General features: G+C 70.0%; 30 protein-coding genes and 3 tRNA genes. 18 read left to right on the top strand and 15 right to left on the bottom strand.

The window, feature by feature from the left end; all coding sequences use genetic code 11:
• Positions 1-15: 15 nt before the first annotated feature.
• Entirely contained in the window at positions 16-1,593 is a 1,578-nt protein-coding gene (gene cimA / locus AB0B91_RS23610) for a citramalate synthase (protein ID WP_358323173.1), read from the top strand.
• On the opposite strand, the gene AB0B91_RS23605 is transcribed toward cimA, so the two are convergent.
• On the bottom strand, positions 1,590-3,191 hold the full coding sequence (locus tag AB0B91_RS23605) for a heparinase II/III family protein (protein ID WP_358323171.1): 1,602 nt from the start codon (positions 3,189-3,191) through the stop codon (positions 1,590-1,592). The two genes, cimA and AB0B91_RS23605, sit on opposite strands and share 4 nt — an antisense overlap.
• 170 nt (positions 3,192-3,361) lie before the next feature.
• On the opposite strand from AB0B91_RS23605, the gene AB0B91_RS23600 reads away from it, so the two are divergent.
• Positions 3,362-3,958, top strand: a complete 597-nt coding sequence (locus AB0B91_RS23600; protein ID WP_358323169.1) for a cyanamide hydratase — start codon at positions 3,362-3,364, stop codon at positions 3,956-3,958.
• 4 nt (positions 3,959-3,962) lie between these two features.
• Here AB0B91_RS23600 and AB0B91_RS23595 read toward each other — a convergent pair whose 3' ends face one another.
• The 6 genes from AB0B91_RS23595 to AB0B91_RS23570 form a co-directional block, all read right to left on the bottom strand.
• Positions 3,963-4,544, bottom strand: coding sequence for an alkaline shock response membrane anchor protein AmaP (locus AB0B91_RS23595; RefSeq protein ID WP_358323166.1), 582 nt, complete (start codon positions 4,542-4,544; stop codon positions 3,963-3,965).
• The gene (locus AB0B91_RS23590; RefSeq protein ID WP_358323163.1) at positions 4,541-5,221 is read right to left on the bottom strand and encodes a DUF6286 domain-containing protein; all 681 of its coding nucleotides are present in this window, start codon (positions 5,219-5,221) and stop codon (positions 4,541-4,543) included. Before AB0B91_RS23590 ends, AB0B91_RS23595 begins: the two co-directional genes overlap by 4 nt.
• On the bottom strand, positions 5,218-5,856 hold the full coding sequence (locus tag AB0B91_RS23585; RefSeq protein ID WP_358323160.1) for an Asp23/Gls24 family envelope stress response protein: 639 nt from the start codon (positions 5,854-5,856) through the stop codon (positions 5,218-5,220). The genes AB0B91_RS23590 and AB0B91_RS23585 overlap by 4 nt, the downstream gene beginning before the upstream one ends.
• The gene (locus AB0B91_RS23580) at positions 5,853-6,041 is read right to left on the bottom strand and encodes a hypothetical protein (protein ID WP_358323158.1); all 189 of its coding nucleotides are present in this window, start codon (positions 6,039-6,041) and stop codon (positions 5,853-5,855) included. The genes AB0B91_RS23585 and AB0B91_RS23580 overlap by 4 nt, the downstream gene beginning before the upstream one ends.
• The gene (locus AB0B91_RS23575) at positions 6,038-6,319 is read right to left on the bottom strand and encodes a hypothetical protein (protein WP_358323156.1); all 282 of its coding nucleotides are present in this window, start codon (positions 6,317-6,319) and stop codon (positions 6,038-6,040) included. The genes AB0B91_RS23580 and AB0B91_RS23575 overlap by 4 nt, the downstream gene beginning before the upstream one ends.
• Before the next feature lie 116 nt (positions 6,320-6,435).
• Positions 6,436-6,894, bottom strand: coding sequence for an Asp23/Gls24 family envelope stress response protein (locus tag AB0B91_RS23570; protein WP_358323591.1), 459 nt, complete (start codon positions 6,892-6,894; stop codon positions 6,436-6,438).
• Positions 6,895-7,092: 198 nt separating this feature from the next.
• Between AB0B91_RS23570 and AB0B91_RS23565 the strand changes: the two genes are divergently transcribed.
• Both AB0B91_RS23565 and gltX read left to right on the top strand, forming a co-directional pair.
• Positions 7,093-7,869, top strand: coding sequence for a fumarylacetoacetate hydrolase family protein (locus AB0B91_RS23565; RefSeq protein WP_358323154.1), 777 nt, complete (start codon positions 7,093-7,095; stop codon positions 7,867-7,869).
• On the top strand, positions 7,862-9,235 hold the full coding sequence (gene gltX / locus AB0B91_RS23560) for a glutamate--tRNA ligase (protein ID WP_358323153.1): 1,374 nt from the start codon (positions 7,862-7,864) through the stop codon (positions 9,233-9,235). The genes AB0B91_RS23565 and gltX overlap by 8 nt, the downstream gene beginning before the upstream one ends.
• 60 nt (positions 9,236-9,295) lie before the next feature.
• Here the strand turns inward: gltX and AB0B91_RS23555 are convergent, their stop codons facing one another.
• Complete coding sequence (locus AB0B91_RS23555) at positions 9,296-11,263, bottom strand: M3 family metallopeptidase (RefSeq protein WP_358323151.1); 1,968 nt, start codon at positions 11,261-11,263, stop codon at positions 9,296-9,298.
• A gap of 163 nt (positions 11,264-11,426) precedes the next feature.
• Here AB0B91_RS23555 and AB0B91_RS23550 point away from each other — a divergent pair.
• The 4 genes from AB0B91_RS23550 (at position 11,427) to AB0B91_RS23535 (ending at position 12,366) form a co-directional block, all read left to right on the top strand.
• Positions 11,427-11,498, top strand: a tRNA-Gln gene (locus AB0B91_RS23550).
• Between the two features lie 40 nt (positions 11,499-11,538).
• Positions 11,539-12,117: a hypothetical protein gene (locus tag AB0B91_RS23545; RefSeq protein ID WP_358323149.1), complete on the top strand. Its 579-nt coding sequence runs from the start codon at positions 11,539-11,541 to the stop codon at positions 12,115-12,117.
• 80 nt (positions 12,118-12,197) lie between these two features.
• A tRNA-Glu gene (locus tag AB0B91_RS23540) sits at positions 12,198-12,273 on the top strand.
• A gap of 20 nt (positions 12,274-12,293) precedes the next feature.
• A tRNA-Glu gene (locus AB0B91_RS23535) sits at positions 12,294-12,366 on the top strand.
• A 117-nt stretch (positions 12,367-12,483) separates the two neighbouring features.
• Here the strand turns inward: AB0B91_RS23535 and AB0B91_RS23530 are convergent.
• Positions 12,484-14,202 carry a hypothetical protein gene (locus AB0B91_RS23530; RefSeq protein WP_358323147.1) on the bottom strand — a complete coding sequence of 573 codons (1,719 nt, stop codon included), beginning with the start codon at positions 14,200-14,202 and terminating at the stop codon, positions 12,484-12,486.
• 58 nt (positions 14,203-14,260) lie between these two features.
• Positions 14,261-14,977, bottom strand: coding sequence for an IclR family transcriptional regulator (locus AB0B91_RS23525; protein ID WP_214636939.1), 717 nt, complete (start codon positions 14,975-14,977; stop codon positions 14,261-14,263).
• A 60-nt stretch (positions 14,978-15,037) separates the two neighbouring features.
• Here AB0B91_RS23525 and leuC point away from each other — a divergent pair, with 60 nt between their 5' ends.
• The 4 genes from leuC to AB0B91_RS23505 all read left to right on the top strand — a co-directional run bounded on the left by leuC (position 15,038) and on the right by AB0B91_RS23505 (position 17,642).
• On the top strand, positions 15,038-16,426 hold the full coding sequence (leuC, locus tag AB0B91_RS23520; RefSeq protein WP_358323145.1) for a 3-isopropylmalate dehydratase large subunit: 1,389 nt from the start codon (positions 15,038-15,040) through the stop codon (positions 16,424-16,426).
• Between the two features lie 12 nt (positions 16,427-16,438).
• Positions 16,439-17,026, top strand: a complete 588-nt coding sequence (gene leuD / locus AB0B91_RS23515; protein WP_358323143.1) for a 3-isopropylmalate dehydratase small subunit — start codon at positions 16,439-16,441, stop codon at positions 17,024-17,026.
• Positions 17,005-17,244 (top strand): hypothetical protein, encoded by a 240-nt coding sequence (locus AB0B91_RS23510; RefSeq protein WP_214636942.1) that lies wholly within the window; start codon positions 17,005-17,007, stop codon positions 17,242-17,244. The genes leuD and AB0B91_RS23510 overlap by 22 nt, the downstream gene beginning before the upstream one ends.
• Before the next feature lie 98 nt (positions 17,245-17,342).
• Entirely contained in the window at positions 17,343-17,642 is a 300-nt protein-coding gene (locus AB0B91_RS23505; protein WP_214636943.1) for an HU family DNA-binding protein, read from the top strand.
• A 50-nt stretch (positions 17,643-17,692) separates the two neighbouring features.
• Here the strand turns inward: AB0B91_RS23505 and AB0B91_RS23500 are convergent, their stop codons facing one another.
• Together AB0B91_RS23500 and cofC are read right to left on the bottom strand one after the other, a co-directional pair.
• Positions 17,693-17,896 (bottom strand): hypothetical protein, encoded by a 204-nt coding sequence (locus AB0B91_RS23500; protein ID WP_358021370.1) that lies wholly within the window; start codon positions 17,894-17,896, stop codon positions 17,693-17,695.
• A 41-nt stretch (positions 17,897-17,937) separates the two neighbouring features.
• Complete coding sequence (gene cofC, locus AB0B91_RS23495) at positions 17,938-18,573, bottom strand: 2-phospho-L-lactate guanylyltransferase (RefSeq protein ID WP_358323141.1); 636 nt, start codon at positions 18,571-18,573, stop codon at positions 17,938-17,940.
• A gap of 74 nt (positions 18,574-18,647) precedes the next feature.
• Here cofC and AB0B91_RS23490 point away from each other — a divergent pair, with 74 nt between their 5' ends.
• Genes AB0B91_RS23490 through AB0B91_RS23480 form a run of 3 tightly spaced genes read left to right on the top strand, consistent with a single transcriptional unit; the run spans position 18,648 to position 21,526 of the window.
• Positions 18,648-19,358, top strand: coding sequence for a lysophospholipid acyltransferase family protein (locus tag AB0B91_RS23490; protein WP_358323140.1), 711 nt, complete (start codon positions 18,648-18,650; stop codon positions 19,356-19,358).
• A gap of 4 nt (positions 19,359-19,362) precedes the next feature.
• Positions 19,363-20,373, top strand: a complete 1,011-nt coding sequence (locus tag AB0B91_RS23485) for an NAD(P)H-dependent glycerol-3-phosphate dehydrogenase (protein WP_214636947.1) — start codon at positions 19,363-19,365, stop codon at positions 20,371-20,373.
• A gap of 58 nt (positions 20,374-20,431) precedes the next feature.
• Complete coding sequence (locus AB0B91_RS23480) at positions 20,432-21,526, top strand: D-alanine--D-alanine ligase family protein (RefSeq protein WP_358323138.1); 1,095 nt, start codon at positions 20,432-20,434, stop codon at positions 21,524-21,526.
• On the opposite strand, the gene AB0B91_RS23475 is transcribed toward AB0B91_RS23480, so the two are convergent.
• Together AB0B91_RS23475 and AB0B91_RS23470 are read right to left on the bottom strand one after the other, a co-directional pair.
• Positions 21,509-21,940 (bottom strand): DUF3515 domain-containing protein, encoded by a 432-nt coding sequence (locus AB0B91_RS23475; RefSeq protein WP_358323136.1) that lies wholly within the window; start codon positions 21,938-21,940, stop codon positions 21,509-21,511. The two genes, AB0B91_RS23480 and AB0B91_RS23475, sit on opposite strands and share 18 nt — an antisense overlap.
• A 14-nt stretch (positions 21,941-21,954) precedes the next feature.
• Entirely contained in the window at positions 21,955-22,188 is a 234-nt protein-coding gene (locus AB0B91_RS23470) for an Lrp/AsnC ligand binding domain-containing protein (protein WP_219530137.1), read from the bottom strand.
• Between the two features lie 47 nt (positions 22,189-22,235).
• On the opposite strand from AB0B91_RS23470, the gene AB0B91_RS23465 reads away from it, so the two are divergent.
• The 3 genes from AB0B91_RS23465 to thiD all read left to right on the top strand — a co-directional run bounded on the left by AB0B91_RS23465 (position 22,236) and on the right by thiD (position 25,930).
• Positions 22,236-23,228: a thiamine-phosphate kinase gene (locus AB0B91_RS23465; protein WP_358323134.1), complete on the top strand. Its 993-nt coding sequence runs from the start codon at positions 22,236-22,238 to the stop codon at positions 23,226-23,228.
• 91 nt (positions 23,229-23,319) lie between these two features.
• Positions 23,320-25,110 (top strand): hypothetical protein, encoded by a 1,791-nt coding sequence (locus tag AB0B91_RS23460; RefSeq protein WP_358323131.1) that lies wholly within the window; start codon positions 23,320-23,322, stop codon positions 25,108-25,110.
• Between the two features lie 16 nt (positions 25,111-25,126).
• Entirely contained in the window at positions 25,127-25,930 is an 804-nt protein-coding gene (thiD, locus tag AB0B91_RS23455; protein WP_358323128.1) for a bifunctional hydroxymethylpyrimidine kinase/phosphomethylpyrimidine kinase, read from the top strand.
• 88 nt (positions 25,931-26,018) lie between these two features.
• Here thiD and rpmB read toward each other — a convergent pair whose 3' ends face one another.
• Positions 26,019-26,204 carry a 50S ribosomal protein L28 gene (rpmB, locus tag AB0B91_RS23450; protein WP_049556934.1) on the bottom strand — a complete coding sequence of 62 codons (186 nt, stop codon included), beginning with the start codon at positions 26,202-26,204 and terminating at the stop codon, positions 26,019-26,021.
• Between the last annotated feature and the right edge of the window lie 117 nt (positions 26,205-26,321).

The raw sequence follows: 26,321 nt of genomic DNA, 5'->3' as shown, positions 1-26,321 counted from the left end.
CAGGGAGACGACACCATGGCCGACGACCGCTTTCACGTGTATGACACGACGCTGCGTGACGGCGCACAGCAGGAGGGCCTCACCCTCACCGTCGCCGACAAACTCGCCGTCGCGCGACAGCTGGACGGCCTGGGCGTCGGCTTCATCGAAGGGGGCTGGCCAGGAGCCAACCCCAAGGACACAGAGTTCTTCAGGCGCGCTCAAACAGAGCTCGACCTGAAGCACGCGCAGCTCGCCGCGTTCGGTGCGACCCGCCGAGCAGGTGTGAAGGCAGCCGACGACCCATTGGTGGCCGCCTTGCGCGAATCCGGCGCGCCGGTCGTGACCCTTGTCGCCAAGAGCCACGACCGGCACGTGGAGCTGGCCCTCCGCACGACTCTCCAGGAGAACCTCGCGATGATCCGCGACACGGTCTCCCACCTTCGTGCGGGGGGACAGCGAGTCTTCCTCGACGCCGAGCACTTCTTCGACGGTTACAAGTCCAACCCAGCCTACGCGCTGGAGGTCCTGCGCACCGCTGCCGAGGCGGGCGCCGACGTCATCGCCCTGTGCGACACCAACGGCGGCATGCTCCCCGACGAGCTGGCCGACATCGTCCACGCCGCCGTCCAGACCAGCGCCCGCGTCGGCATCCACTGCCACGACGACACCGGCTGCGCGGTCGCCAACACGCTCGCCGCCGTCAAGGCCGGCGCCACGCACGTGCAGGGCTGCGCCAACGGGTACGGCGAGCGGTCCGGCAACGCCAACCTGTTCACCGTGGTCGCGAACCTCCAGCTCAAGCGGGGCTTCGACCTGGTGCCGCAGGAGTCGCTGGCCGACATGACGCGCATCGCCCACGCGATCACCGAGGTCACCAACGTCACGCCCAACTCCCACGCGCCCTACGTCGGCATGTCGGCGTTCGCGCACAAGGCCGGGCTGCACGCCAGCGCCATCAAGGTCGACCCGAACCTCTACCAGCACATCGACCCCGCCCAGGTCGGCAACGACATGCGCATGTTGGTCTCCGACATGGCCGGCCGCGCCTCGGTCGAGCTCAAGGGCCGCGAGCTGGGCTACGAACTCACCCCCGAGGCCACCAAGACGCTGGTCGACCGGGTCAAGGACCTGGAGTCGAAGGGCTTCACGTTCGAGGCCGCCGACGCCTCCTTCGAGCTGCTGCTGCGCGACACCGTCCACGGCGAGCGCACGCGCCACTTCGAGGTCGAGTCGTGGCGAGTGATCGTCGAGCGGGCCAAGGGCGGCGAGCTGGTCAGCGAGGCCACGGTCAAGCTGCACGCCAAGGGCGAGCGCATCGTCGCCACCGGCGAGGGCAACGGCCCGGTCAACGCCCTCGACCGGGCGGTACGCCTGGCGCTGGAGAAGCTCTACCCCGAGCTGGCCCGGCTGGAGCTCATCGACTACAAGGTGCGCATACTCGAAGGCACCCACGGCACCGACGCCATCACCCGCGTGCTCATCACCTCCAGCGACGACACGGCCGAGTGGTCCACGGTCGGCGTCGCCGAGAACATCATCGACGCCTCCTGGCAGGCGCTGGAGCAGGCGGTGACGTACGGCCTGCTCCGCGCGGGCCACGAGGCAGGCTAGAGCAGGCCGGCGGGGAAGGTCAGGCCCTGGACCTTGACCTTCCCTCCCGAGCAGGACACCTTCGGCGAGTCGGTGTCGGGCACGATGACGGTCAGCAGCGACTTGGCCGCAGGGGAGACGACCACGTTCGTCGGCTCCTTCGACAGGTACGTCGGCGACACCCAGCCCAGCTTCCCGCCCCGCTGCACCTTCTGCCCGCCCACCGGCTTGCACCCCGCGAGCTGGACCAGCGTGACCCGGAACTTCCCGTCGCCCAGCACGACCCGGCCGCCGCCGTTGGAGATCACCTTGAGCGACGGGGCGAACCGCCACAGGTTCGTGACCTTCTTGCCGCCGGACGCGGTGTCGAGCACCGCCATCACGTCCTGGCCGTGGTTCACCAGCACCGATCGGGTACGGCTCGCGCCGTAGGCCTTGTCCGTCAGCCGGAAGGCCTGCCGGTCCTTGCCGTACGACGTCTTGACGAGCTTGCTGGCCGTGCGCGGGCGGAAGCGCGCGCCCACCACGGACGGCACGTTGTGCGCCTCGGGGGAGAGCGTCCAGTAGCGGTAGGAGCTCTTCTCGTAGGAGTTGAAGCCGCCGTCGACCAGGATGTCGCGGCCCTGCGCGTAGTAGGTCACGCCCAGGTGGTCCTCATGGCCGTGGAACTCCAGGCCGGGGCCGAACCTGATCGAGTAGAAGGCGGATTCGGGCTTGCCCCAGTCCGTCCGGCCGTACACGTAGCCGGCCTTGTAGACCTTGACGTTCTCCTTGGGCGTGCCGGTCTCCATCTTGGGCTCGACGACGGCGCTGCCGTCGCCGATCGGCACCATGAAGCCGTTGGGCTGGGTGGAGTGGGCGACGAACGCCTTGAGCGCGTCGGCCCGCCTGGAGATCTCGCCGGGCACCTTGCGGCCGCAGTCCTTGATGTTGGTCATCGCGACCATGAGCCTGCTGTGCACGTAGACGGCGTAGCGCGGCGCCTGCTCCATGAGTGCGCCCTGGGAGTCGACGTCGAGCTTGACCGTGCCGGTCAGCCGCTTGACGGCCAGGCCCGTCCAGTCCTTGCGGCCGTAGCGGCAGCCGATGCCCATGAGCGCGATGTCCTGGTCGATCCCGTGGTTGTGGCCCTTCTTGTAGAGCCGCGAGTCGGACAGGAGCTTGGCGTGGTCGGCCAGCGTCTGCTTCAGCCAGGCCTCCTTCACGTGCATGCTCAGGCAGACCAGCGCCTGGGAGCGGAGCGAGACGGGGTGGTCCTTCCAGGCGTACGACGGGGTGCCGCGGGCGCCGCGCCTGTTGTGGTCGACCCAGTCCTTGGTGATCTCCTTCGCCCGGTCGAGGTAGCGCTCCTCGCCGCTGTTCTCGTACGCGACGACCAGCGTGCCCATCCAGCGCAGCGACTGGAAGACGAACTCCCACGAACGGTTGTGGTACGGGCTCATGGCCCAGTTGACCTTCGTACCGATCTTCACCGGAGGCTGCTCGACCAAGGGCAGCTCACCCCGCATGACCTCGTCCGCCGTGGGCGTGCCGGGCAGCCAGTCGCCCTGGCACTGCGCGGTGCGCTTCACCGACGTGTCGGCGTGCGCTGTGCTCACCAGCCCGCTTGAAACGAGCATGAGAGCAAGGGGGATCGCAAGGCGGCGCACGCCGGTTCCTTCCGGGCCAAAAAGATGGGGGCGGAACATGCTGACCGAATCTCGATCAACTGGTCAAGTTGGGTGCCGTATCGTTAGCCGCTCGATGCGGCTCGGTTTCCGGACCGGTCAATTCACGACATCCTGGACGCATGACATTCGACGACATCGTGATCCCGGACAGCGCCGTCTGCCGGGGTGCCCTTGAGGTGGCGACCAGGTTCCACTCGCCCTCGCTGCTCAACCACTCCGTCCGTGCCTACCTGTGGGCGGCGGCCTACGCGGGGCTGCACGAGATCGCGTTCGACGCCGAACTCCTCTATGTGTCGTCGATGCTGCACGACATCGGGCTGACCGCGGAGTTCGACAGCCACACGGTGCCGTACGAGGAGGCGGGCGGGCACGTGGCCTGGGCGTTCGCCGCCGGAGCCGGGTGGCCGGTCGAGCGCAGGGTACGGGCCGCCGAGGTGATCATCCGCCACATGTGGGACGAGGTGCCGCTGGCGGAGGACCCCGAGGGGCACCTGCTGGAGCTCTCGACCGGCATGGACATCTCGGGCCGCCGTACCGAGGAGATCCCCCCGGAACTGCGGCAGGAGGTGCTCGCCCGCCACCCTCGGCTGGAGATCGCCAAGGAGTTCGCGGTCTGCGTGACGGACCAGGGCACGCGTAAGCCGTCCAGCCTCGCGGGCGGGTTCGTCCGGGCGGGCATCACGGACCGCATCGCCCGCAACCCGCTGGACGCCTAGCGCCTCAATGGACGACGCGGTGCGAGGCCGGGGCGGGTTCCAGGGTCACGCGGGCCACCGCCGGCACACGTTCCGCCTCCAGCGCGCTGCGCATGTGCGGGATCGCCACGCCCGCCAGGTGATCCCTGAGCTCGCTCATCGACGCCTGCTCGTCGGCCACCAGGCGCAGCCGTACCATCAGCCGGTCGCGGGAACCTCCCAGGTCGGCCCCGGCGTTCAGCACGGCGGGGCTGGTCGCGACGTCCGCCGCGACCGCGGCGGCCATGCCCTTCGCGGTGACGTCGGTGACGCCCCCGGGACCGGTCTCCATCCGCAGCGAGTCGCGGCTGTCCCGGCGCCCCTGAACGAACAGCCAGCGCAGGCCGAGCAGCGCCACGATCACCGCCACCAGCGCGACGGCCCACCAGATCCACGGGCTCCAGGCCACGAGGAAAAATCGCACGGGAGCGTCCGCGATCGCCGTTCCCGCAGCGTATCGCCCGAACGCCCCCAGGCCACGCGCCAGCGCGCAGCCGCCGAGTACCGCGAGCACGATGCCGGTCAGGGCCAGGCCCCACCGGTTGCCGCGGCTGGTTCTGCGGTTCACTTGCGCTCCCTCACGTTGACCTTCACCTGGTAGGGCTCGACGGGGTTCAGCGCCGCGAGCCTCGACAGCACCATCGCCCGTACGGCCTCACCGAACCGCTCCCGATCCCACCCGGAGGTGGTCGCGGTGACGGAGGCGGTGTGGCCGTGGACCGAGGCGCGGGCCGAGTGCACGCCCGGAACCCCTTCGGCGGCGTGCGCCAGTGCCCTGGCGAAGCTCTTGCGCCGCATGCCGATGATCAGGTCCGCGTCTCCGGTATGTACCGGGACAAATCTTGGTCTTCCGGGCACCAGCGCGGTCGCCACCAGCGCCAGCCCGATCAGCGTGACCAGCGCGGTGCCGAGCAGGAACAGCGGGTCGTTCCACGGAGTCGTCGCCGCCCAGATCAGCAGCCGATCTATGGGCACCCACCGCAGCGGTCGTCCGGCCAGCGCCGAGACCGTCTCGGCGGCGACCACCGCGCCCAGCACGGTGAGCAGCGCGGCCACCACGACGGCGGGCACGGTCCGCCGCGGCCGGAACGCCCGCACCGCCGCACGATCAGCCGCCCGGCCGGAGGCGCCGGTCACTGTGCGGCCGTCTGTCATCCAGCCGCCTTCCCCGGCCAGCGGGGCGTCTGTCGCCTCGTCGGCAAGGCTCGTCACCGGCTTGCCCGCTCGGTCGGCACCGGTACTCATGACGAAACCCCCCGGGTGCCCTCCTGCGGTGCCTCTCGCGAGGTCTCTCGCGGTGCGTCCCGGGACGTCTCTCGCGAAACCTCGCGTGTCGCCTCCGGTGAGGACTCTCGCGGCGCTTGTCCCGGCGTTTCGCGCGGTCCCTCCTGCTGCGCCGCTCGCGAAACCTCGCGTGTCGCCTCCCACGAGGAGCCTTGCGGGGCTTGCCCCGCTGTTTCGCGCGGTTCCTCCCACGTGGCCGTTTGCGGGGACGTGAAGTCGGTCATCGTGAACTCGGTCATCGTGACGTCCACGCGGGACACCCGCAGGCCCGTCAGCGCGGCGACCCTGGCCGCCACGTGGTTCCTGATCTGGCCGGCCACCGCGCGCAGCGGCACCGGGTAGGCCACGGACACGGTCAGCCCGATCTCGACGTCGCCGCCGCGCACCGTGGCGCTCGCCGGGCGCGTCCTGCGCAGCCCGCCGCGCTCGCTCACCTCGCGTACCCCGGCAACTTCACGCGCGGCATGGCCGGCGATCTTGCCCGCCACGCGGTCCGCGACCTCGGTACGGCCACGCCGCTCGGGCGGTACCGGAGCGGGGCGCTGCTCCGGTACCGCCACGACCGCCGTCTCGGACGCGGGCAGATCGGTGGTCATCTGCGCCTCACGGTGAGGTTCGACAGGTTCACCTCGCCGCCCTCCATGATGCGGCCCACCAGGAGACCGACCGCGCCCAGTACGACCACGAGCAGGAAGGCGCCGAGCCCGCCGAATGCTCCGACTATGCCCAGCACCATGCCTACCGACATGCCGATCACGGGCAGCCACGAGATGTTGTTCATGAGGCCTCCTCTTCGGGCACCACGTCGTCGATCCGGATGTTCACCAGTCGGTCGCCGGCCAGGTCGGCCACCGCCCGCCGTACCTCTTCGGCCGTTTCGGGGAGGGGGCGGCCGAGGCGCGCCACGATGGCGATGTTCACCTCGCGGTCGTCCGCGGACACGCCCGTGAGGCGCTCGCCGGGCAGATAGGTCGCCACCGTCTCGATGAGACCACCCGACAGCCCGGCCACTCCCGCACAGGCGACGACCCGCTCGCCGATCAGCCGGACCTCGGTCACCTGGGCGTCATCCGCCTGGGCTTCAGGCGGTTGGGCGCCAGTCGCCTGAGGGCCCGCTGTCCGAGCAGCGGACACCTGAGGGCCGGTCGGCGGAGCGCCGCTCGCCCGGGCACCGGTCATCGGACTCTGGGCTCCCGCTCCGTGCCACCCGTGTCGCCCGTGCCGCTCGTACCGCCGATCTCCTTGGCGGGTGTGTCCCGCATGGGGAGGTGGACGTCATCGACCCTGATGTTCACCTCGGTGACCTCGAGCCCGCACATGCGCTCGATCGCGTTGATGACGTTCCTGCGCACGGCCGCGGCCAGTTCGGGGATCGCGATGCCGTACTCGGCGACCAGGTCGAGGTCCGCGGCGGCCTGCCGTTCGCCCACCTCTACCGAGACGCCCTGGGCGAAGCTCTTGTCGGCGCCGACCATGCCGCGCATGGTGCTGAACGCTCTCGCGGCTCCGGCTCCCATGTCGTAGACGCCCGGCACCTCGCGTGCCGCGAGTCCGGCGATCTTCGCTACGACCGCGTCGTCGATGGTGGTGGTGCCCTTGTCGGTCACCAGCGAGCCGGCCGGGCTGTCCTCCATCGTCCTGGCCCGCGGTACGGTGCCCTGCTGATTGACTACCGTGTCAGCCACGGTCCGTCACCTCCCGCACTCGATGTGCTCTTAAGGCCCCCGTAACCTCCAGCCGACTGACGATGCGTGGCAAAACGGACTTTAGGTACGTTTGTGACCGATTTATTAGGCGGGCAGAGCGCGGGACGGCGGCGATAGCCTTGTCAGGTGCGTATAGCGAGGTTCTCCACAGGCGAAGGCGTGTCGTTCGGCGTGGTCGAGGGTGGGCCAGGTGAGGAGTTCGTGTCCGCGATCTCCGGCCACCCGTTCGGGGACGTTCAGTTCACCGGCGAGCGCTTCCCGCTGTCCCAAGTCCGGCTGCTGGCCCCGATGCTGCCCAGCAAAGTGGTGGCCATCGGCAGAAACTACGCCGAGCACGCCCGCGAGCTGGGCAACGAGGTCCCCGACGAGCCGCTCATCTTCATCAAGCCGTCCACCTCTGTGATCGGCCACGGCGAGCCGATCGCCTACCCGACGACGCTGTCTCACCGCGTCGACTACGAAGGCGAGCTGGCCGTGGTGATCGGCAGGCTCTGCCGCGAGGTGCCGGTCGAGCGGGCCAAGGACGTCATCTTCGGCTACACCTGCGCCAACGACGTCACCGCCCGCGACCTGCAGAAGAAGGACGTCCAGTTCACCAGGGCCAAGGGCTTCGACACCTTCTGCCCGCTCGGGCCGTGGATCCAGACCGACCTCGACCCCTCCGACCTGGCGCTCACGACGACGGTCAACGGAGAGGTGCGGCAGAGCGGCCGCACCAACCAGCTCATCCACGACATCCCCGCGCTGGTCGCCTACGTCAGCGCGGTCATGACGCTGATCCCCGGCGACGTGATCCTCACCGGCACCCCGGCGGGCGTCGGCCCGGTCGAGGTCGGTGACGAGGTCAGCGTCGGCATCGAAGGCATCGGCACTCTGACGAACAAGGTGGTCTCCCGTGACTGATCTACGGGTGCGTTTCGCCCCGTCGCCTACCGGTATGTTCCACGTCGGCGGCGCCCGCACGGCGCTGTTCAACTGGGCGCTGGCCGAGCAGTCCGGCGGCCGCTTCGTGCTCCGCGTCGAGGACACCGACGCGACGCGCAACCGCCCCGAGTGGACCGAGGGCATCATCTCGGCGCTCGACTGGATCGGCATCAACGGCACCAACCCGGTGTTCGAGGGCCCCTACTTCCAGTCGGCCTACGAGCCGCAGCACCGCGAGGCCGTGGCCAAGCTGCTCGCCGACGGCAAGGCCTACTTCTGCGACTGCACCCGCGAGGCGCTCGTCGCCCGCACCGGCTCCGAGCACAAGGGCTATGACGGTTTCTGCCGTGACCGGGGTCTGACCGAGGGCGCCGTCCGTTTCCGTACCTCCGACGAGGGTGTCACCGTCGTCGAGGACGTCATCAGGGGCCGGGTGGAGTTCCCCAACGACGCCCAGGAGGACTTCGTCATCGCCCGCACCGACGGCTCGCCGCTCTACGTGCTGGCCAACGCGGTCGACGACATCACCCAGGGCATCACCCACGTGGTCCGCGGTGAGGAGCACCTGGGCAACGCGGCCAAGCAGCAGCTCCTGTGGCCCGCGCTCGGCGCCAACCCGCCGGTCTGGGCGCACCTGCCGGTGATCGTCAACGAGCAGCGCAAGAAGCTGTCCAAGCGCCGCGACAAGGTGGCGCTGGAGGACTACCGCGCCGACGGCTACCTGGCAGAGGCCATGGTCAACTACCTCATGCTGCTCGGCTGGGGGCCCGGCGACGACCGCGAGATCATGCCGTGGGCGGAGATGGTGCCGCTGTTCAAGCTGGCGGATGTCAACTCCGCCAGCGCCTTCTTCGACGAGAAGAAGCTGCGGGCCTTCAACGGCGAGTACATCCGCGCCCTGCCCGTCGAGACCTTCGAGGAGCGCTGCTCCCCCTACCTCGAGGACGACTGGGACCGGGAGATGTTCAGCAAGGTCGCGGCGCTCGCGCAGACCCGCATCGCCGTGCTGGCCGAGATCAGGCAGAACGTCGACTTCCTCTTCCTGGACGAGCCCGTGTTCGACGCGGCTTCCTGGGACAAGGCGATGAAGAACTCCCCGGTGGAGATCCTCAGCGGCTACCTGGAGCGGCTGGCGAGCGTCAGCTGGGACCCGGAGTCCCTCAAGGAGGCGCTGGAGCAGGTCGGCGCCGCCCACGGCCTCAAGCTCGGCAAGGCCCAGGCGCCCGTGCGCGTTGCTATTACGGGCCGGACGGTGGGTCTGCCGCTGTTCGAGTCGATCGAGGTGCTGGGCCGCGAGCGGACCGAGGAGCGGATCCGCGCCGCACTGACCCGGCTCCAGGGCTGACCGCCGCCGCACTCAGGGGTACGACGGCGTCCGTCGCACCCCTGAGCCGTCGTGCGAGCGTCAGAGCAGGCCGCGGCGCTCCAGGAGCGGTTGGATGCTCGGCTCGCGACCGCGGAAGTTGCGGAAGGCGGTCAGCGAGTCGAGGCTCCCGCCCTTGGACAGCAGTTCGCGGCGGAAGTGGTCGCCGTTCGCCCGCTCCAGCCCGCCGTTCTCCTTGAACCACTCGACGCTCTCGGCGTCGAGCACCTCGCTCCAGATGTAGGAGTAGTAGCCGGCGCTGTAGCCCCCCGCGAAGATGTGCGCGAAGTAGTTGGTCCGGTAGCGCGGCCGGACCGTCGGGAGGGCGATCCCGGCCGTCTCCAGGGCCGCGGACTCGAACGCCTCGGCGTCGGCCACCGCCTCGCCCGCGGCCAGCTTGTGCCAGGCCCAGTCGAGGAGCGTCGCGGCCAGGTATTCGACCGTCATGAAGCCCTGGTTGAACTTCTCCGCGGCCTTCATCTTCTCCACCAGCTCGGCGGGCATCGGCTCGCCCGTCTCGTGGTGCTTGGCGTAGTTGGCCAGGATCTCCGGCCAGGTCGCCCACATCTCGTTGACCTGGGACGGATACTCGACGAAGTCACGCGGCACGCTGGTGCCCGACACGCGGGGGAAGCACACCTCGGAGAACAATCCGTGCAGCGCGTGCCCGAACTCGTGGAAGGCCGTGTTGACCTCGTCGTACGTCAGCAGCGTCGGCCCGGAGGCCGGTTTGGTGATGTTGAGGTTGTTCATCACCACCGGCTGCTCACCGAACAGGCCCGACTGGTCGACCAGGTTGTTCATCCAGGCGCCGCCGCGCTTGTTGGGCCGGGCGTACGGGTCGAGCAGGAACAGGCCGAGCGCGCCGCCGTCCTCGTTGAACACCTCGTAGACGCGTACGTCCTCGTGGTAGCCCTTCAGATCGGGCCGCTCGGTGAACGTGACGCCGTAGAGCCGGGTCGCCGCGTGGAACACGCCGTCCCGGAAGACGCGCCACAGTTCGAAGTAGGGCCGCATCGCCGCGGCGTCGAAGTCGTAGCGGGCCTGGCGCACCTTCTCCGAGTAGTAGGACCAGTCCCACGGCTCGATCGCGAACCCGGCCTGCTCGGCGAGCGCCTCCGCCTCCTTCTTGGCGTTGCGTACGGCCGGCCCGACGAGCTGCCCCAGCATGGCCTCGACCGCCTCCACGGTCTTGGCCGTCTGGTCGGCGACCGTGTAGGCGGCGTGGCTGGGGAAGCCCAGCAGCGCGGCCCGCTCGGCCCGCAGCGTCGCCATCCTGATCGCCAGCTCGAAGTTGCGTGGCGCCCGCTCCACGCTCAGCGTGTAGAGCCTGCGGCGCACGTCACGGTCGGTGAGCTGGGCCAGCCCCGGCTGGTTGGTGTAGTTGAGCAGCGGCAGGACGTAGCGCCCGTCCTTCTCCAGCGACTGGATCGTGGCCTCGTCGAAGCCGTCGAGGTCCTTGGCGTCGTCGACGACCAGCGCGGACTCGCTCAGCGCCTTCAGCAGGTTCTGGGCGAACTCGGTGGACAGCCGGGACAGCTCCTCGTTGAGCCGCCTGAGCTCGCCCTGCTCGGCCTCCGACAGGTCGGCGCCGGCCCTGACGAAGTCCTCGCGGTATTTCTCCAGCAGCCACGACTCCTCGGGGTCGTCGGTGGCCACCTGCTTGATGCGGGCCCAGAGCGCGCGGTTGAGCCGGATGGCGTCACTGTGCTTGGCCAGCGCGGGCGAGATCTGCTTCTCCAGCTCCAGGACGCCGTCGGTGGAGTTGGAGGACACGATGCTGAAGAAGGCCGTGGACACGCGCTCCAGGACGCGTCCGGAACGCTCCAGCGCGGCGATCGTGTTGTCGAAGGTGGGCGACTCGGTGCTGTCCGCGATCGCTTCCACCTCGGCCAGCCCCTCCGCCATCCCGCGCTCGAACGCCGGGAGGTAGTGCTCCTCGCGGATCTCCTCGAAAGGCGGCAGTTGGTACGGCAGGTTGCTGGGGGCGAAGAAGGGGTTCTCTGGCAACGCTTGGGCTCCTCCACGTGGTGCTTTGTCCCCCTCAGCTTGGCACGATCGGACCCCTCCCGCCCCCCGGAGGAAGACGGTTCGGCAATCGTTTTGGTCTTGCACCCCAACTGGGCTATTCTTTCGGACGTCGCCTTAACGCGCCCCACGGGGTTCGGGCCGGTGGGGTATGGTGTAATTGGCAGCACGACTGATTCTGGTTCAGTTAGTCTAGGTTCGAGTCCTGGTACCCCAGCGTTCAACGGATGTCTCGCAGAGACATCCGTTTTTTGCTTATGGATGAGTTCCGGATCCGGCGAGGGTCGTTCCCCGCCTTCGTGGCCCCGCTCCTGATGCCCCTCGTGCTCTTCTTCCCAGTGTGCCTGCTGCTCGGCGCCATCCTGACGGGCAGTTCGATCGCCGGAGTGCTGATCGGCCTCCTCGGCGTCGGCGCGCTCGTCGGCGTGCTGGCGGTCAAGCACCGCCGGATGGTGGCGGGCACCGTCGTACGTTTCACCCCGCAGGGCGTGGAGCTGGCGGACACCTACGGCTTCCGCCTCCGGCTGGAGTGGGCCCGGATGGAGCGGATTGACGTCGTGGAGAGCCGGATGGCCAGTCCCCGTACGATCGGGCGCCTCGGCGGCGTCCGGGTGCGTGCCGGCGCTCTGCGGTCCGCCGGGCTGATCGGCTGGGGCACCCGAGAGGTGCCGCCGCGCGTGCCCCGCTGGATGCGGGCGCAGCTCGCCGGGGTGCCCGTCGATCCGCGGAGCGGCCTCCAGCGGCTCGGCATCCCGCTCGGCGCCATCGACCCGCTCTGGGAACGCGGCCCGATGGGCGACTGGGTGCGCCGCCATAGGCCCGATCTGCTGGCCTGATAGTGGTTTGGAGGTGCTCCTAGGGTGCGGTAGAGTTACCTGCGTTGCCGGGGGAACCCGGCACGATCGCTTGTGGACAGGGTCCCGTCGTCTAGTGGCCCAGGACGCCGCCCTCTCAAGGCGGTAGCGCCGGTTCGAATCCGGTCGGGACTACCACTGTCACACAAGCTCACGAAGGTCCCGTCGTCTAGTGGCCCAGGACGCCGCCCTCTCAAGGCGGTAGCGCCGGTTCGAATCCGGTCGGGACTACATTTGTTCACCGCTCTCGGTCGCGCATAGCGCCGAGGGCTTTTTTTGTTGGCCCCACCGGGAAGCACGCGAATGGCGCCGCTCCAGCTGCTGGAGCGGCGCCATTCGTACGAGTGCCTAGGAGTTGGAGCGGGCCTTGAACAGCGCCCGCCGCGCCGCCTTGGCGACCTGCTTGTCGGGGTGGACCTGCGAGATCAGGTCGAGCAGCTCTTCGACGTGCGCGTGCGGGATCTTCCAGATCACCTCGAGCAGGTTGTTGAGCAGCTCGGGCCCGATGTCCCGCAGGCTGCCGACGAACTCCGACCTGCCGAGCCCGGCCGAGATCGTCCACATGTCGAGGATCAGCCAGTGGGTGTCGTCCTGCGTCGGCTCCGGCGCGTCCGGCACCTCAAGCTGGCTCAGGTGCGTGGCCGCGTACGGGCGCAGCGACGACTGCTTCAGGGCTTCCTGCCAGGCGGGGATGGCCGCCTCGCCGAGCGTGCCGACCACGCTGGCCGCCTGCACCCGGATGAGCGCGTCGGACTCGTCCTGTGCGGCGGCCTCCAGCAGCTCCTCGGCCGCCTTGCCCGGCTCGCGCAGCCGCATCCAGTCGGCGAACTCGGCGTCGGCCTCCTCCTCCGGCAGCTCGGCGCTGAGCGCGAGCAGCTCGTGGGCGCTCATCGAATCGATGGCCGGGCGCGCGTCGACCTCGATGTCGGAGTCGTCGACCAGGTGGACGACGCCCTCGGTGCCGAGCGGCGTGAGGCTGACCGTCCGGCCGCCGACCTCCACCATGCCGTAGCCGGTCAGCCAGGCGATCGCCCCGGCGAGGGGGTCGCCCGCCGCCTCCCAGGCGTCGGCGCCCAGCTCGTCGAGCTCGGCGGCGGCCTCGGACAGCTCCTGGCCGAGCTCGTCGAGGTCGCGGGAGCCGCCCCCGAGGAGCAACCGGACCAGCACGCCCCGCGTGAGGCCCGCCAGGGCCATGGTGAGGTCCTCGTCGGGCAGTTCGGGGTCGCCGTAGTCGACCGAGTGCAGACCGAGCATCCAGGCGTCGAGCACGTCCTCGTCGTCGTCGAACGGCCACTCGGACGTGTCGTCCTGGACGCCCACGGTGTTGGCGTCACCCGGCTCCAGGAACTCCAGGTCGACGGCGAGGTTCCAGACGTTCCACAGCTGTGGGACGGCCTCGGCGAGCGAGCCGTCGGTCTCCGGCCTGGGCAGCCCGACGGCGGCCAGCGCCTCGGCCACCTCGTCGTCGGAGAGCAGGGTGTCTTCCCCCACCCGGCGTCCCGAACCCACCCACAGAGCCAGGTCGCGGGCCTGGGCGATCAGCGGCACGGCGCGGGCGGCGGCGGCCAGCTCGGAGTCGGGGCGCAGCCTGATCGTGTCGAGGTCGGCCAGCGCGTCGGCGAACGGCTCGAAGTCGCCCAGGTCGCCGATCTCCTCCTCCTCGTCGTCGTCACCTTCGGCGTCGTCGTCCAGGAGGTCCTCCATCAGCTCGACGAAGTCGTCCTCGACGTCGTCGAGCTCGGCCTGCAGGTCGGAGAGGGAGTCCGAACCCTCGGTGAGCCGTCCGGTCTGGGAGAGGAACGTCAGGTACGCGTCGACGGCGGGGAGCATTCCGTCGGCGGCGACGTCGGGGTCCTCCACGACCTTGGGCATGCGGTCGAGCAGCAGGTTGCGCAGGTCGGCACGCTTCCACGTGCCGAGATCCTGGGAGAAGGCGAGGCGGTGCCACAGCGCCGCTGGTCCCACGAGCTCGGGGTCGCTCTCGGGCGCGTTGGCACGCGCCCAGATGATGAACTCTTCGAGCAGGGGTCGCAGCTCAGTGGCGGCTACCTCGATGCGATCTGTCACGCACTCAGGCTAGTGCGCCCGCGAGGCACTCGGCTCCCCAAATAAGCGCTTTTGCTGATCATGACGTGCGACGCATGGCCTCGGTGATGCGCTCAGCCGCTGCCATCACGGGCACGGCGTGCAGTCGGCCAGGGGCTCGCGTCAGTCGTTCGATGGGTCCCGAAACCGAGACCGCCGCGATGACCTTGCCGCCGCTGCCCCTTATCGGCGCGGAAACGCTGGCCACTCCTTGCTCGCGCTCGCCGACGCTGTGCGCCCAGCCCCTGCGCCGCACCGACGCCAGCGTGGCCGCGGTGAACTTGGCGCCGCGCAGCCCCCGGTGCAGGCGGTCGGGCTCCTCCCACGCCAGCAGGATCTGGGCGGCGGAACCCGCCGTCATCGGCAACGCCGAGCCCACGGGCACGGTGTCGCGCAACCCGCTGGCCCGTTCGGCCGCGGCGACGCAGACCCGCTCGTCGCCCTGGCGCCGGTAGAGCTGCGCGCTCTCGCCGGTCAGGTCGCGCAGTTGCATCAACACGGGCGCGGCCACCGCGAGCAGCCGGTCCTCGCCCGCCGCCGTGGACAACTCGGAAAGCCGCGGGCCGAGCACGAACCTGCCCTGTGTGTCACGAGTCACGATGCGGTGATGCTCGAGTGCGACGGCGAGCCGGTGGGCCGTAGGTCTGGCCAGGCCGGTGGCCTGGACGAGCTGAGCCAGCGAAGCGGGACCCGCTTCGAGGGCATTGAGTACCAGAACGGCCTTGTCCAGTACGCCGACTCCGCTAGAGTTGTCCATACACCGATACTGCCGTCTCGACATATGAGAAGGCAAGTCGGAATCAACCAGGAGGAGATCATGGCCCGCACATTGGCGGAGAAGCTCTGGGAGCAGCATGTCGTGCGCCGCGCCGACGGCGAACCCGACCTCCTCTACATCGACCTGCACCTCATTCACGAGGTGACCAGCCCGCAGGCGTTCGACGGTCTCCGTCTCGCCGGCCGGCCCGTGCGCAGGCCTGATCTCACCATCGCCACCGAAGACCACAACGTGCCGACGGTGCTCGGCCCGATCACCGACCCGGTGTCCAAGACCCAGGTCGAGACGCTGCGCAAGAACGCCGCCGAGTTCGGGATCCGGCTCTACCCTATGGGTGACGCGGGCCAGGGCGTGGTCCACATCATCGGCCCGCAGTTCGGCCTGACCCAGCCGGGCATGACGATCGTGTGCGGTGACTCCCACACCTCCACGCACGGCGCGTTCGGCGGCATCGCGTTCGGCATCGGCACCTCCGAGGTCGAGCACGTGCTGGCCACCCAGACGCTGCCGGCCTACCGGCCGAAGACGATGGCCATCGAGGTCTCGGGCGAGCTGCCCGTCGGCGTCACGGCCAAGGACCTGATCCTGGCCATCATCGCCAAGATCGGCACCGGCGGTGGCCAGGGTTACATCGTCGAATACCGCGGCGAGGCCATCCGCAAGCTCTCCATGGAGGGCCGGATGACGGTCTGCAACATGTCGATCGAGGCCGGCGCCCGCGCGGGCCTGATCGCGCCCGACGAGACCACGTTCGCCTACCTCAAGGGCCGCCGGCACGCGCCGACCGGCGAGGCGTGGGACCAGGCCGTCGAATACTGGAAGTCGCTGCGCACCGACGACGACGCCGTGTTCGACCAGGTGGTCGAGATCGACGCCACCACGCTCACGCCGTACGTCACCTGGGGCACCAACCCGGGCCAGGGCCTGCCGCTGGACGCGTCCGTGCCCAGCCCCGATGACTTCGCCGACCCGACCGCGCGGTCGGCGGCCGAGCGGGCGCTGGCGTACATGGGCCTCACGGCGGGCACGCCGCTGCGCGAGATCCAGGTCGACACGGTCTTCGTCGGCTCGTGCACCAACGGCCGCATCGAGGATCTGCGCGCCGCCGCCGAGATCCTGCGCGGCCGCCAGGTCACCACCCGCACGCTGATCGTGCCGGGCTCGATGATGGTCAAGGCCCAGGCCGAGCAGGAGGGCCTGCACGAGGTGTTCAAGGCCGCCGGCGCCGAGTGGCGCGAGGCGGGCTGCTCGATGTGCCTCGGCATGAACCCCGACACGCTCCAGCCGGGCGAGCGCAGCGCCTCCACCTCCAACCGCAACTTCGAGGGCCGTCAGGGCAAGGGTGGCCGCACCCACCTGGTGTCGCCGCAGGTCGCCGCCGCGACCGCCGTCACCGGCCATCTGACCGCCCCCGCCGACCTCGTTTAGGAGAGCCTTCCGATGGACGCCTTCACCACCCACACCGGTACGGCGGTGCCGCTGCGCCGCAGCAATGTCGACACCGACCAGATCATCCCGGCCGTCTGGCTCAAGCAGGTCAGCCGGACCGGGTTCGAGAAGGGCCTGTTCGCCGCCTGGCGCGAGGACCCGACGTTCGTGCTCAACGACCCGTCCTACGACGGCGCCTCGATCCTCGTCTCGGGTCCCGACTTCGGCACCGGCTCCTCGCGTGAGCACGCCGTGTGGGCCTTGCAGCAGTACGGCTTCCGCGTCGTGATCGCCGCCAGGTTCGGCGACATCTTCCGCAACAACTCCACCAAGATGGGCCTGCTCCCCGTCATCCTGCCGGGCGAGAAGGTCGAGGCCCTGCAGGCGGCCATCGAGGCCGAGCCGGGGCTGCGGGTGACCGTCGACCTCGCCGATCGCCAGGTCCGCTGGGCCGATGAGATCGTCGGTTTCGAGATCGACGACTACACCCGCTGGCGCCTCATGGAGGGCCTCGACGACATCGGGCTGACCCTGCGTCATGCCGAGGATGTGGCGGCGTACGAGAATGGTCGGCAGCCATGGCTGCCGACGACCGTCTAGAAGACGACGCACTGGCGCGGCGGCTGCGCGAAGCGCACCGCCGCGTCCGCATGCTGCCCGCCGCCGAAAAGGAACGGCTGGCCCGCCGTTACGTCGCGATCTGCGATCTGGCCAAGCGGGATCCGGAAAGGGCCGCCGCCCGCCTCGAGGCGTTTCTCGCCGCGCTCGACAGCGATTTCGACACGCCACGCGCACCCGAAAACACGCTCGGTGATTGAGTTCCCTCGCGATCCCGCCTACTTTCGAGCGCGTAAGGGGTTTCTACGTAAGATTCATGAGCTGGAACCCCGAGCCGTAACTGGGGGAGCAGAACTTTATGAACAAGCGAGAACTCGTCGATGCCATCGCAGATCGGGTGGGCGACAGGAAAACGGCCACGGAGGCCGTGAACGCGATCATCGACGCCGTCCAGAAGGCGGTCGCCAGCGGGGACAAGGTCTCGATCACCGGCTTCGGCGCTTTCGAGATGGTCCACAAGCCGGCCAGGAGCGCTCGCAATCCGTCAACGGGTGCCGAAATCCGGGTCGCGGAGAGCTGGGGACCCAAGTTCCGTCCGGGCTCGGACTTCAAGGAACTGGTGAACGTCGGCGGCAAGAAGCTCGCGAAGAAGAAGTAGGCAAAGAGGCAGCCGGGCGCCCGGTCCCCTTCGTGGGGCCGGGCGTTTCCTTATGCGGGCAGCGGAAAGGTCGACAGCGTTATGTAGGTGATCTCGTCATCCGTCATCGCGAGGCGGACCCGCTGCCCAGAGCGCAGCAGCCGCAGCGGCCCCGCGTCGAAGGCGGGCGTACCGAACTCCAGCACGGTCCCGTCATCGAGGAAGACCGAGCCGGAACGCGTCACCGGATCGAAACTGCGTACCGTCGCCTGCATGCGGACCAGCGTAAACGGTGGAGGCCGGCGCGGCGAGGGCGTCACGAAGGCGGCCACAGCTCGGCGACCACCGCGGCGGTGTGCCGCCCCAGCCCCAGGGCGATGGCGGCACGCAGGTCGTCGGGGGTGTCCACGTCGCGCCTGACCGAGTCGATGCCCTCCGGGCACAGCTCCTTGGCGCCGCCCGCCAGGTGCTTGGCCCGCGACTCCCCGCCGAAGCGCGGCGTGAACGGGCGGCCCGGCCGTACCCCGTAGAAGGTGGTGCCGACATCGAGCGCGTCGGGCACGAAGGACTGGTCGAACTCCGCGGCGCAGGCCAGCGCGGTGGTCAGCTCCGCCGGGCGCAGCGCGGGCAGGTCGGCCTGCAGGGCGCCGGCCGCGTCGCCGGGCGCGAGCCGCACGGCGTGCGCCGCGCCCGTGCGCAGGGCGGTGTTGAGGCCGCGGTCGGGGTCGTGCACCACCTCGGCGCCCAGCGCGGTCAGCGGCCCGGCGGCGGCCGGGTCGGCGGTCACCACGATTACCCGGGCCACCAGCGGGCAGGAGAGCGCCGCCGCGACGGTGTCGCAGGCGACGGCGACGGCCAGCCGGGTGCGGTGGGGGCCCGTGGCGGCCGCCAGCCGCGTCTTGGCCGCGACCAGCGTCTTCACCGGAATGACCAGTGACCAGCGGATGCTCATAGGGTTAAGCATCGCGCCTCGACATCCCATGCGGCCAACCGGGAGACTTGGGGCGCAGACCGTAGGAGGAGATCATGAGCCGCCCCACGCGCCCATCGCGTTTCTGGGAGACCCTGGCCGTAGTGATCGTGAAACCACTGTCATGGCTCCTGATCAAGAAGGACTGGCGCAGGGGCGAGCGCATCCCCCGCACCGGCGGCGTGATCATCGCGGCGAACCACCTCTCCTGGACCGACCCCGTCCTGCTGTCGCACTTCCTCTACAACAACGGGCGCTGGCCGGTCATCCTGGCCAAGTCCGTGCTGTTCAAGGTGCCACTCCTCGGCCACGCCGTCCGCTCACTGCGGGCCATCCCGGTCGAGCGGGGCAGCAACGATGCGGCCAAGTCGCTGAACGAGTCGTCGGCGCGGCTGAAGGACGGCGCCGCGATCTTCTTCTACCCCGAGGGCACCTGCACCAGGGATCCCGACCTGTGGCCCATGGTCGGCAAGACGGGCGCGGCGCGGCTGGCCCTGGCCAGTGGCGCGCCGGTGATCCCGGTGGCCCACTGGGGCGCGCAAGAGCTGCTGCCTTATGGGGACAAACGGCTCAGACTGTTCCCGCGCAAGACGTTCCGCGTGATGGTGGGGCCGCCGGTCGACCTGTCGGCGTACACCGGCAAGCCGCCGGAGGCCGAGGTGTTGCGCGCGGCCACCCACGACATCATGATGGCGATCACCGCGCAGCTCGCCGAGCTGCGCGGGCAGAAGGCCCCTGAGGCTCCCTACGACCCCGCCGGGCGGTGACGGCATGACGAAGGTGGCCGTGTTCGGCACCGGTTCGTGGGGCACCACGTTCGCGATGATCCTGGCCGAGGCCGGCAACCGGACCGTGCTGTGGGGCCGCCGGCCGGAGCTGGTCGCGGGGATCGAGCGCAGCCACACCAACCTCGACTACCTGCCCGGTGTGGCGCTGCCCACCTCGCTGCGCGCGACGACCGACCCGGCCGAGGCGCTCGACGGCGCCGACTTCGTGGTGCTCGCCGTGCCGTCCCAGTCGCTGCGGCCCAACCTGGCCGCCTGGCGCGAGCACATCCCGCGCGACGCGGTCCTGGTCAGCCTGATGAAGGGCATCGAGCTCGGCACGACCAAGCGGATGAGCGAGGTCATCCGCGAGGTGGCGGGGGTGCCCGAGGACCGGGTCGCCGTCGTCTCGGGCCCCAACCTGGCCAAGGAGATCGCCCAGCGCCAGCCCGCCGCCACGGTCGTGGCCAGTGCGGACGAGGGCGTCGCCGCGCGGCTGCAGGACGTCTGCCACCTGCCGCCGTGGTTCCGCCCCTACACCAACACCGACGTGGTCGGCGTCGAGCTGGGCGGCGCGGTCAAGAACGTGATCGCGCTGGCCGTCGGCGTGGCCGCGGGCATGGGGATGGGCGACAACGTCGGCGCCATGCTGATGACCAGGGGACTGGCCGAGATCTCCCGGCTGGGCGCGGCGCTCGGGGCCGACCCGCACACCTTCGCCGGACTGGCCGGGATGGGCGACCTGGTGGCCACCTGCACCTCGCCGCTGTCGCGCAACCGCACGTTCGGCGAGAACCTCGGCCGCGGCATGACGCTCGCCGAGGTCATCGCCGCCACCAAGCAGACCGCCGAGGGCGTCAAGTCCTGCGAGTCCGTGCTCGAACTGGCCAGGAAGCACGACGTGGAGATGCCGATCACCGAGGTCGTCGTGGGCGTGGTGCATGACGGCATGTCGCCGAGCGAGGCCGGGATGCTGCTCATGTCCCGCTCGCCCAAGCCCGAGCGTTACGGCGTTTGAGTACGTGACCGCGCGCTTGACTCGCTGTCCTGGGTACGCGCCGGTAGATTCGGACGTCATGAGCAAGCCACGCGTCGCCGTCGTTTTCGGAGGTCGCAATTCCGAGCATGCCGTATCCCTCATGGGAGCCGGCAGCGTGCTGGAGGCGATCGACAGGAGCAAGTACGAGGTGATCCCCATCGGGATCGCCCAGGACGGCAGGTGGGTGCTGGCCGCGGCAGACCAGCGGTTCGCCATCGAGGCCGGCGAGTTGCCCGCCGTCGACACCACCGGCGCGGCCCTGGCGCTGCCGTCAGGCGGCAACTCGCTGGTGGCCTACGACCCGGGCAGCATCCCCGTCGAGCTGGGCGACGTCGACGTGGTCTTCCCCGTCATGCACGGCCCGTTCGCCGAGGACGGCACGATCCAGGGCCTGCTGGAGATGGCCGGGGTGCGCTACGTCGGCTCCGGCGTGCTGGCCAGCGCGGTGGGCATGGACAAGGCCCACATGAAGACGGTCATGGCCGCCGCCGGGCTGCCGATCGGGCGTTACGTGGTGGTACGCGAGCGTGACTGGCGGCTGGACCGTGACCGGGTGCTGAAGGAGGCCGAGGGGCTCGGCTGGCCGGTGTTCGTCAAGCCGGCCAGGGCCGGGTCGTCACAGGGCATCTCCAAGGCGCACGACCGGGCCTCGCTGGAGCGGGCGGTCGAGTTCGCCCGCGAGCACGATCCCAAGGTGCTCATCGAGGCCGCCATCGAAGGGCGCGAGATCGAGTGCGCGGTGCTCGAATCGCTCGGCGACGAGCCCGCGATCGCGTCGACGCCCGGCGAGGTCAGGGTCCAGGGCGGCCAGGAGTTCTTCGACTTCGAGGCCAAGTACTACCCCGACCAGATGTCGCTCACCGTGCCCGCCGACCTGCCGGAGGCGGTGGCCGAGGAGCTGCGGGCGATGGCCGTGCGCGCGTTCGAGGCGCTCGACTGCGAGGGGCTGTCGCGGGTCGACTTCTTCTACACGCCCGAGGGGGAGCTGGTCTTCAACGAGATCAACACCATGCCCGGGTTCACCTCGTTGTCGGTGGCGCCGCAGCTGTGGGCCGCTTCGGGGCTGTCCTACCCGGCGCTGGTCGACCGGCTCATCCAGCTCGCGCTGAACCGGTCACCCGGACTGCGCTGACACCTTGCCGATCGGCCCCGACAGGTCCGCGAGGACCGAGGGGGCCACGTGTGTGCCCGCGATCGTGACCTCGACATAGGCGGGGTCCGCGATCGCGGTGTACAGGGTCGGTCGGTCGGGGTCGGCGAACCAGCCCACGCCGTCGATCTCCTGCAGCGTGTCGGTCGGCGCCATCCGCGCGGGGCGCGGCACACCGCACCGGAGCGCGATCTCCGCCTCCCCCCAGACCGCCACGTACGGCGACGCGGGCGTGGACTCACCGCGTGGGGCGCCGTCGAGCGTCTTGGGCAGCCGCCCGGCCAGGCTCACGCAGACCGCCGCCGCCTCGGCCGATGGCTTGGGCGGCTCCACTCGCACGGCACCGCCGCACCCGGCGAGGGCCAGCAGGGCGAGCAGGACAGTGGTGCGGCGCATGAACTAGATTTACCTCAGATGTGCACGATCGGGCACGTCAGCGTACGCGTGATGCCCTCCACGGCCTGAATCTGGGCGACCACCAGCTTGCCCAGTTCGTCGACGTTGTTGGCCTCCGCCCGCACGATCACGTCATAGGGGCCGGTGACGTCTTCCGCCTGTGTGACTCCCGGGATGCCGGAAATCTCGAGGGCCACGCTCGCGGCCTTGCCGACCTCGGTCTGAATAAGGATGTAGGCCTGCACCATTACGTCCTCCCGGGCGATTCGATCACGCCGAAGGGCCACCGTACCCTGTGTGCGTCAGGAGGTGCGTCATCACAGTCGGAGATCTCGGCGAATTCGGAGCGGTGTCTCGTATTTCCGGACGATTGCCGCAAGGTGCGACGGTGCTGCTCGGTCCCGGCGACGACGCCGCGATGGTCAGTGCGCCCGACGGACGCGTAGTGGTGTCTACGGATCTGCTACTCGAGGGTAGGCACTTTCGCCGCGATTGGTCCAGCGGGTACGACGTAGGTCGTAAAGCCGCAGCTCAGAACCTTTCGGATGTGGCTGCCATGGGGGCCGTGCCGACCTCCATCGTGGTCGGCCTGGGGATGCCCCCGGACCTGCCCGTCGAGTGGCTCGACGCGCTCGCCGACGGCTTCCGCGAGGAGTGCGCGGTGGTGGGGGCGAGCGTCGTGGGCGGCGACATCGCACGCAGCGAGCTGGTCGTCATCGGGGTGACCGCGCTCGGCGACCTGGGCGGCCGGGCGCCGGTGACCCGGTCGGGCGCGCGGCCAGGGCAGGTGGTGGCCGTGGCCGGGCGTCTCGGGTACGCCGCCGCGGGGCTGGCGCTGCTGGAGTCCGGGTGGGTGGCTTCGGAGGGGATGCCCCTCTCCCCGTCGCAGGAGGCGCTCTGGGAGGCCGTGGCCGCGCATCGGCGCCCGTGCCCGCCCTACTCCGCAGGACCCGAGGCGGCGGAGCTGGGGGCCGCCGCGATGCTCGACGTGAGCGACGGGCTGCTTCAGGACCTCGGGCACATCGCGGCGGCCAGTGGCGTGCGCGTCGAGCTGGACCCGGCCGCGTTCGTCGTGGGGGAGCCGGTGGCGGCGGCGGCCAAGGAGCTGGGGGCCGATCCGCTGGACTGGATCCTCGGTGGGGGCGAGGATCACGCGCTCGCGGCGGTCTTCCCCGCAGAGGTGGTGCTCCCGCCTTCGTGGCGGATCGTGGGAGAGATCATCGCAGGTCAGGGCGTGGTCGTCCGAGGCCGCGAAACTGGTCATGCCGGATGGGATCACTTTGCGTGACATTCTGGCGCGATTTGTGTAAGATTTGGCGGATTTGGGGTGTGACTACGGGGAATGTTGGGACAAAGCCGTAGTAAAGGTGTTATGAAGATTGGCGGCCACTGTAACCGGCAGAAAGGGCAGCCATATGGGCCGCCACGGCACAGGTGGATCCGACGACGAGGATGAATGGGGGGACGAGGGCTCCGACGACTCTCAGGACCTCAGGTTCACCACCGACCCCGCCGCGAGGTGGGCCGCCGTCCCGGATCCGACCGCCAAGAGCGCCTTCTGGGGCCCGGACGAGCAAGGGGCCGAGCCGCCAGGCTGGCCCTCGCCGCCGGACCAGGTCGAGGTGACGGGTCAGTGGGCACCGATGCCGCAACGGGAAGGCGGACCGGCCCCGGCCGGACCGGCTCCCGACGCACGGCCTGACCCGTTCGAGACGACGGGCGCGTTCGCGCCGCCGCCGCGGTCGAAGGCCGCGGGCAGGCCCCCGGAGTCGTCCTCCGAACCCGCGAGCGTGTTCACACGCCCGGAAGGCCCCGCAGGGAGCTTCACCCGGCCCGAGGGGGCTCCGGGTGCGTTCATGCGTCCCGAGGACTCCTTCACGCGGCCCGCAGGCCCTCCTGGGGGGCCGGGCGCGTTTCCGGAAGGGCCTACCGAGACCACGGGGGCCTTCCTACCCCCCGAAGGCGCGTTCAACCAACCGCAGCAACCTCCAGCGGGCGGCCCGAACCGTCAGGATGGGCCGTTCGAGACGACCGGCGCCTTCACGCGTCCGCAGTGGGACGTCCCCGGCCTCGCCGGGGAGCCTTCCTCGAACGAGACGCGTGACTTCAACGAGCCGTTCGGCGCCACCCAGGTCTTCGGCTCCAACGAGGCGTTCGGGCCGCCGCCGAACGACCCGCCCGCGCCGGGCGACATCAAGGTGTACGGCGCGCCGACCATGGTCGACGCGCCCACGCCCGCCTGGGCGGACAGTGGTGACAACGCCGACAACGGCTTCCTCGGCTCGGGCTGGTCCTCGGACGAGCCGCTCGACGAGCCGGAGCCGCGCCGGCGCCGCGGCCGCAAGAAGCCGGCCGCCGACCCCGACATGCTCGCCGCACCATCCAGTGGCGGGCGGGGCAAGGTGGCGCTGCTCTCGGTCGCCGCCGTGGCCGTCGTTCTGGGCGGCACCGTCGCCGGCGTCAAGTTCATGAGCTCCTCGGACGACCCGGCCAAGTGCGCCGGCGCCACCTGTGCCGCCGTACAGGTCTCGAACCAGCCCGGCCCGAAGGTCACCGAGTCGGCCCCGGAGGAGGAGCCCACGGAGGAGCCCTCCGACGAGCCGACCGAGAAGGAGAGCAAGCCCGCGGACACCCCGAAGCCGTCGGCCACGGTCAACGTGCACACGCCACGCCGTAGTGCCTCACCGACACCGACGCCGAAGCCGACCAAGACGAAGACGAAGGATCCGGTCAGGCCCACGAGAGAGCCGGTCGCGAGCCCCACGGAGAGCCTCACGGAGCCGACCGAGGAGTCCACGACGATCACCGACCCCAACACGGGCGCTCCCGTGGATCCCCAGTCCACCGTCACGTCCAACCCCGCGGGCGGCCAGTCGGTGAGTCTGAACTTCGACGTGGTCAACCAGGGGCTCGTGGGTTACACCGCGCACCTGGACGTAGTCAATGCCTCCGCGGAGGCGCTGCCGTCGCTTACGGTCTCCCTGCCCATTCGCGGCCGGGTGCTGGACGTGACGGGCGCCGGGTGGACGCAGGACGGCGATCAGCTGATCATCGATCTGTCCGAGTCGCTCGACACGGGCGGCTCCACCCAGCTGACGATCTCGGCCACGGGCCGCGGCGCCGCACCGGTGAACTGCGGCCTGGTCGGTGGGGAGTGCGCCGTCAACTAATCGGCCAGATGGTTGGATGGGCGATATGACGGTTACGACCCCTCCACGCGTGCTGACCGTCGCCGGATCCGACTCCGGCGGCGGCGCGGGCATCCAGGCCGACCTCAAGACCATGCTCGCCCTGGGCGTCCACGGCATGAGCGTCATCGCCGCGGTGACCGCCCAGAACTCGCTGGGCGTCCAGGGCTACTGGGAGCTGCCGCCCGAGGCCGTACGGGCGCAGCTCGACTCGGTGCTCGGCGACATCGGCGCGCAGTCGGTCAAGACCGGCATGCTGGCCTCGCCGGGACTGGTCGAGGTCGTGGCGGAGGTGCTCGGCGCGTACCCGGCGCCGGTGGTGGTCGATCCGGTGGGCGTGTCCAAGCACGGCGACCCGCTGCTGGCGCCCGAGGCCGTCGATACGGTCAGGACGCGGCTGCTGCCGGTCGCCACCGTCGTCACGCCCAACCTGTGGGAGGTCGAACAGCTCACCTCGGTCAAGGTCGAGGACGAGCACGGCCTGCGCCGCGCCGCGGACGCCATCCTGGAGCTGGGCCCCACCTGGGCCCTGATCAAGGGCGGTCACCTGCCCGGCGAGCCCGTGGACCTGCTCACGGACGGCACGAGCGAGTATCGCTTCTCGGCCCCGCGCCTGGACAACCGGCACACGCACGGTACGGGCTGCACGCTCGCCTCGGCGATCGCCGCCCGCCTCGCGCTGGGGGACGACGTGCCGACGGCGGTGGGCAAAGCGAAGGAGTACGTGACGGGCGCCATCGCCAGTGGTTTCCCGCTCGGCGACGGCATCGGCCCGGTCGACCACGCCTGGCGCTGGCGCTGAATCCGCCCCCGCCGTGCTCGACACCGAACATGGCGAAAGCCCGCCGCTCGGAACCGAGCAGGCGGGCTTTGGCGAAAGTCGGAACCGGCTAGCGGGTGACCTTGCCGGCCTTGATGCACGAGGTGCACACGTTGAGCTTCTTCGGCGTGCCGCCGATGACCGCGCGGACCGTCTGAATGTTGGGGTTCCAACGACGACGGGTGCGGCGGTGCGAGTGGGACACGTTGTTGCCGAAGGTCGGCCCCTTGCGGCAGACATCGCAGACGGAAGCCACGGTATCGCTCCTTAAAACAGTCGATGTAGCCCTGTCCGCTTGATGCTTTCCGGGCGAAGGGCATGCCGGGACACCCGGCCAGCCAGACGAGAATATCCGATCCGCACCACTGGGCGC

The sequence above is a fragment of the Nonomuraea sp. NPDC049141 genome, assembly GCF_040648415.1.
Classification (GTDB): Bacteria; Actinomycetota; Actinomycetes; order Streptosporangiales; family Streptosporangiaceae; genus Nonomuraea.
The sequence above is the reverse complement of the archived record's forward strand: the minus strand, read 5'-3'. Positions and strand labels throughout refer to the sequence as shown.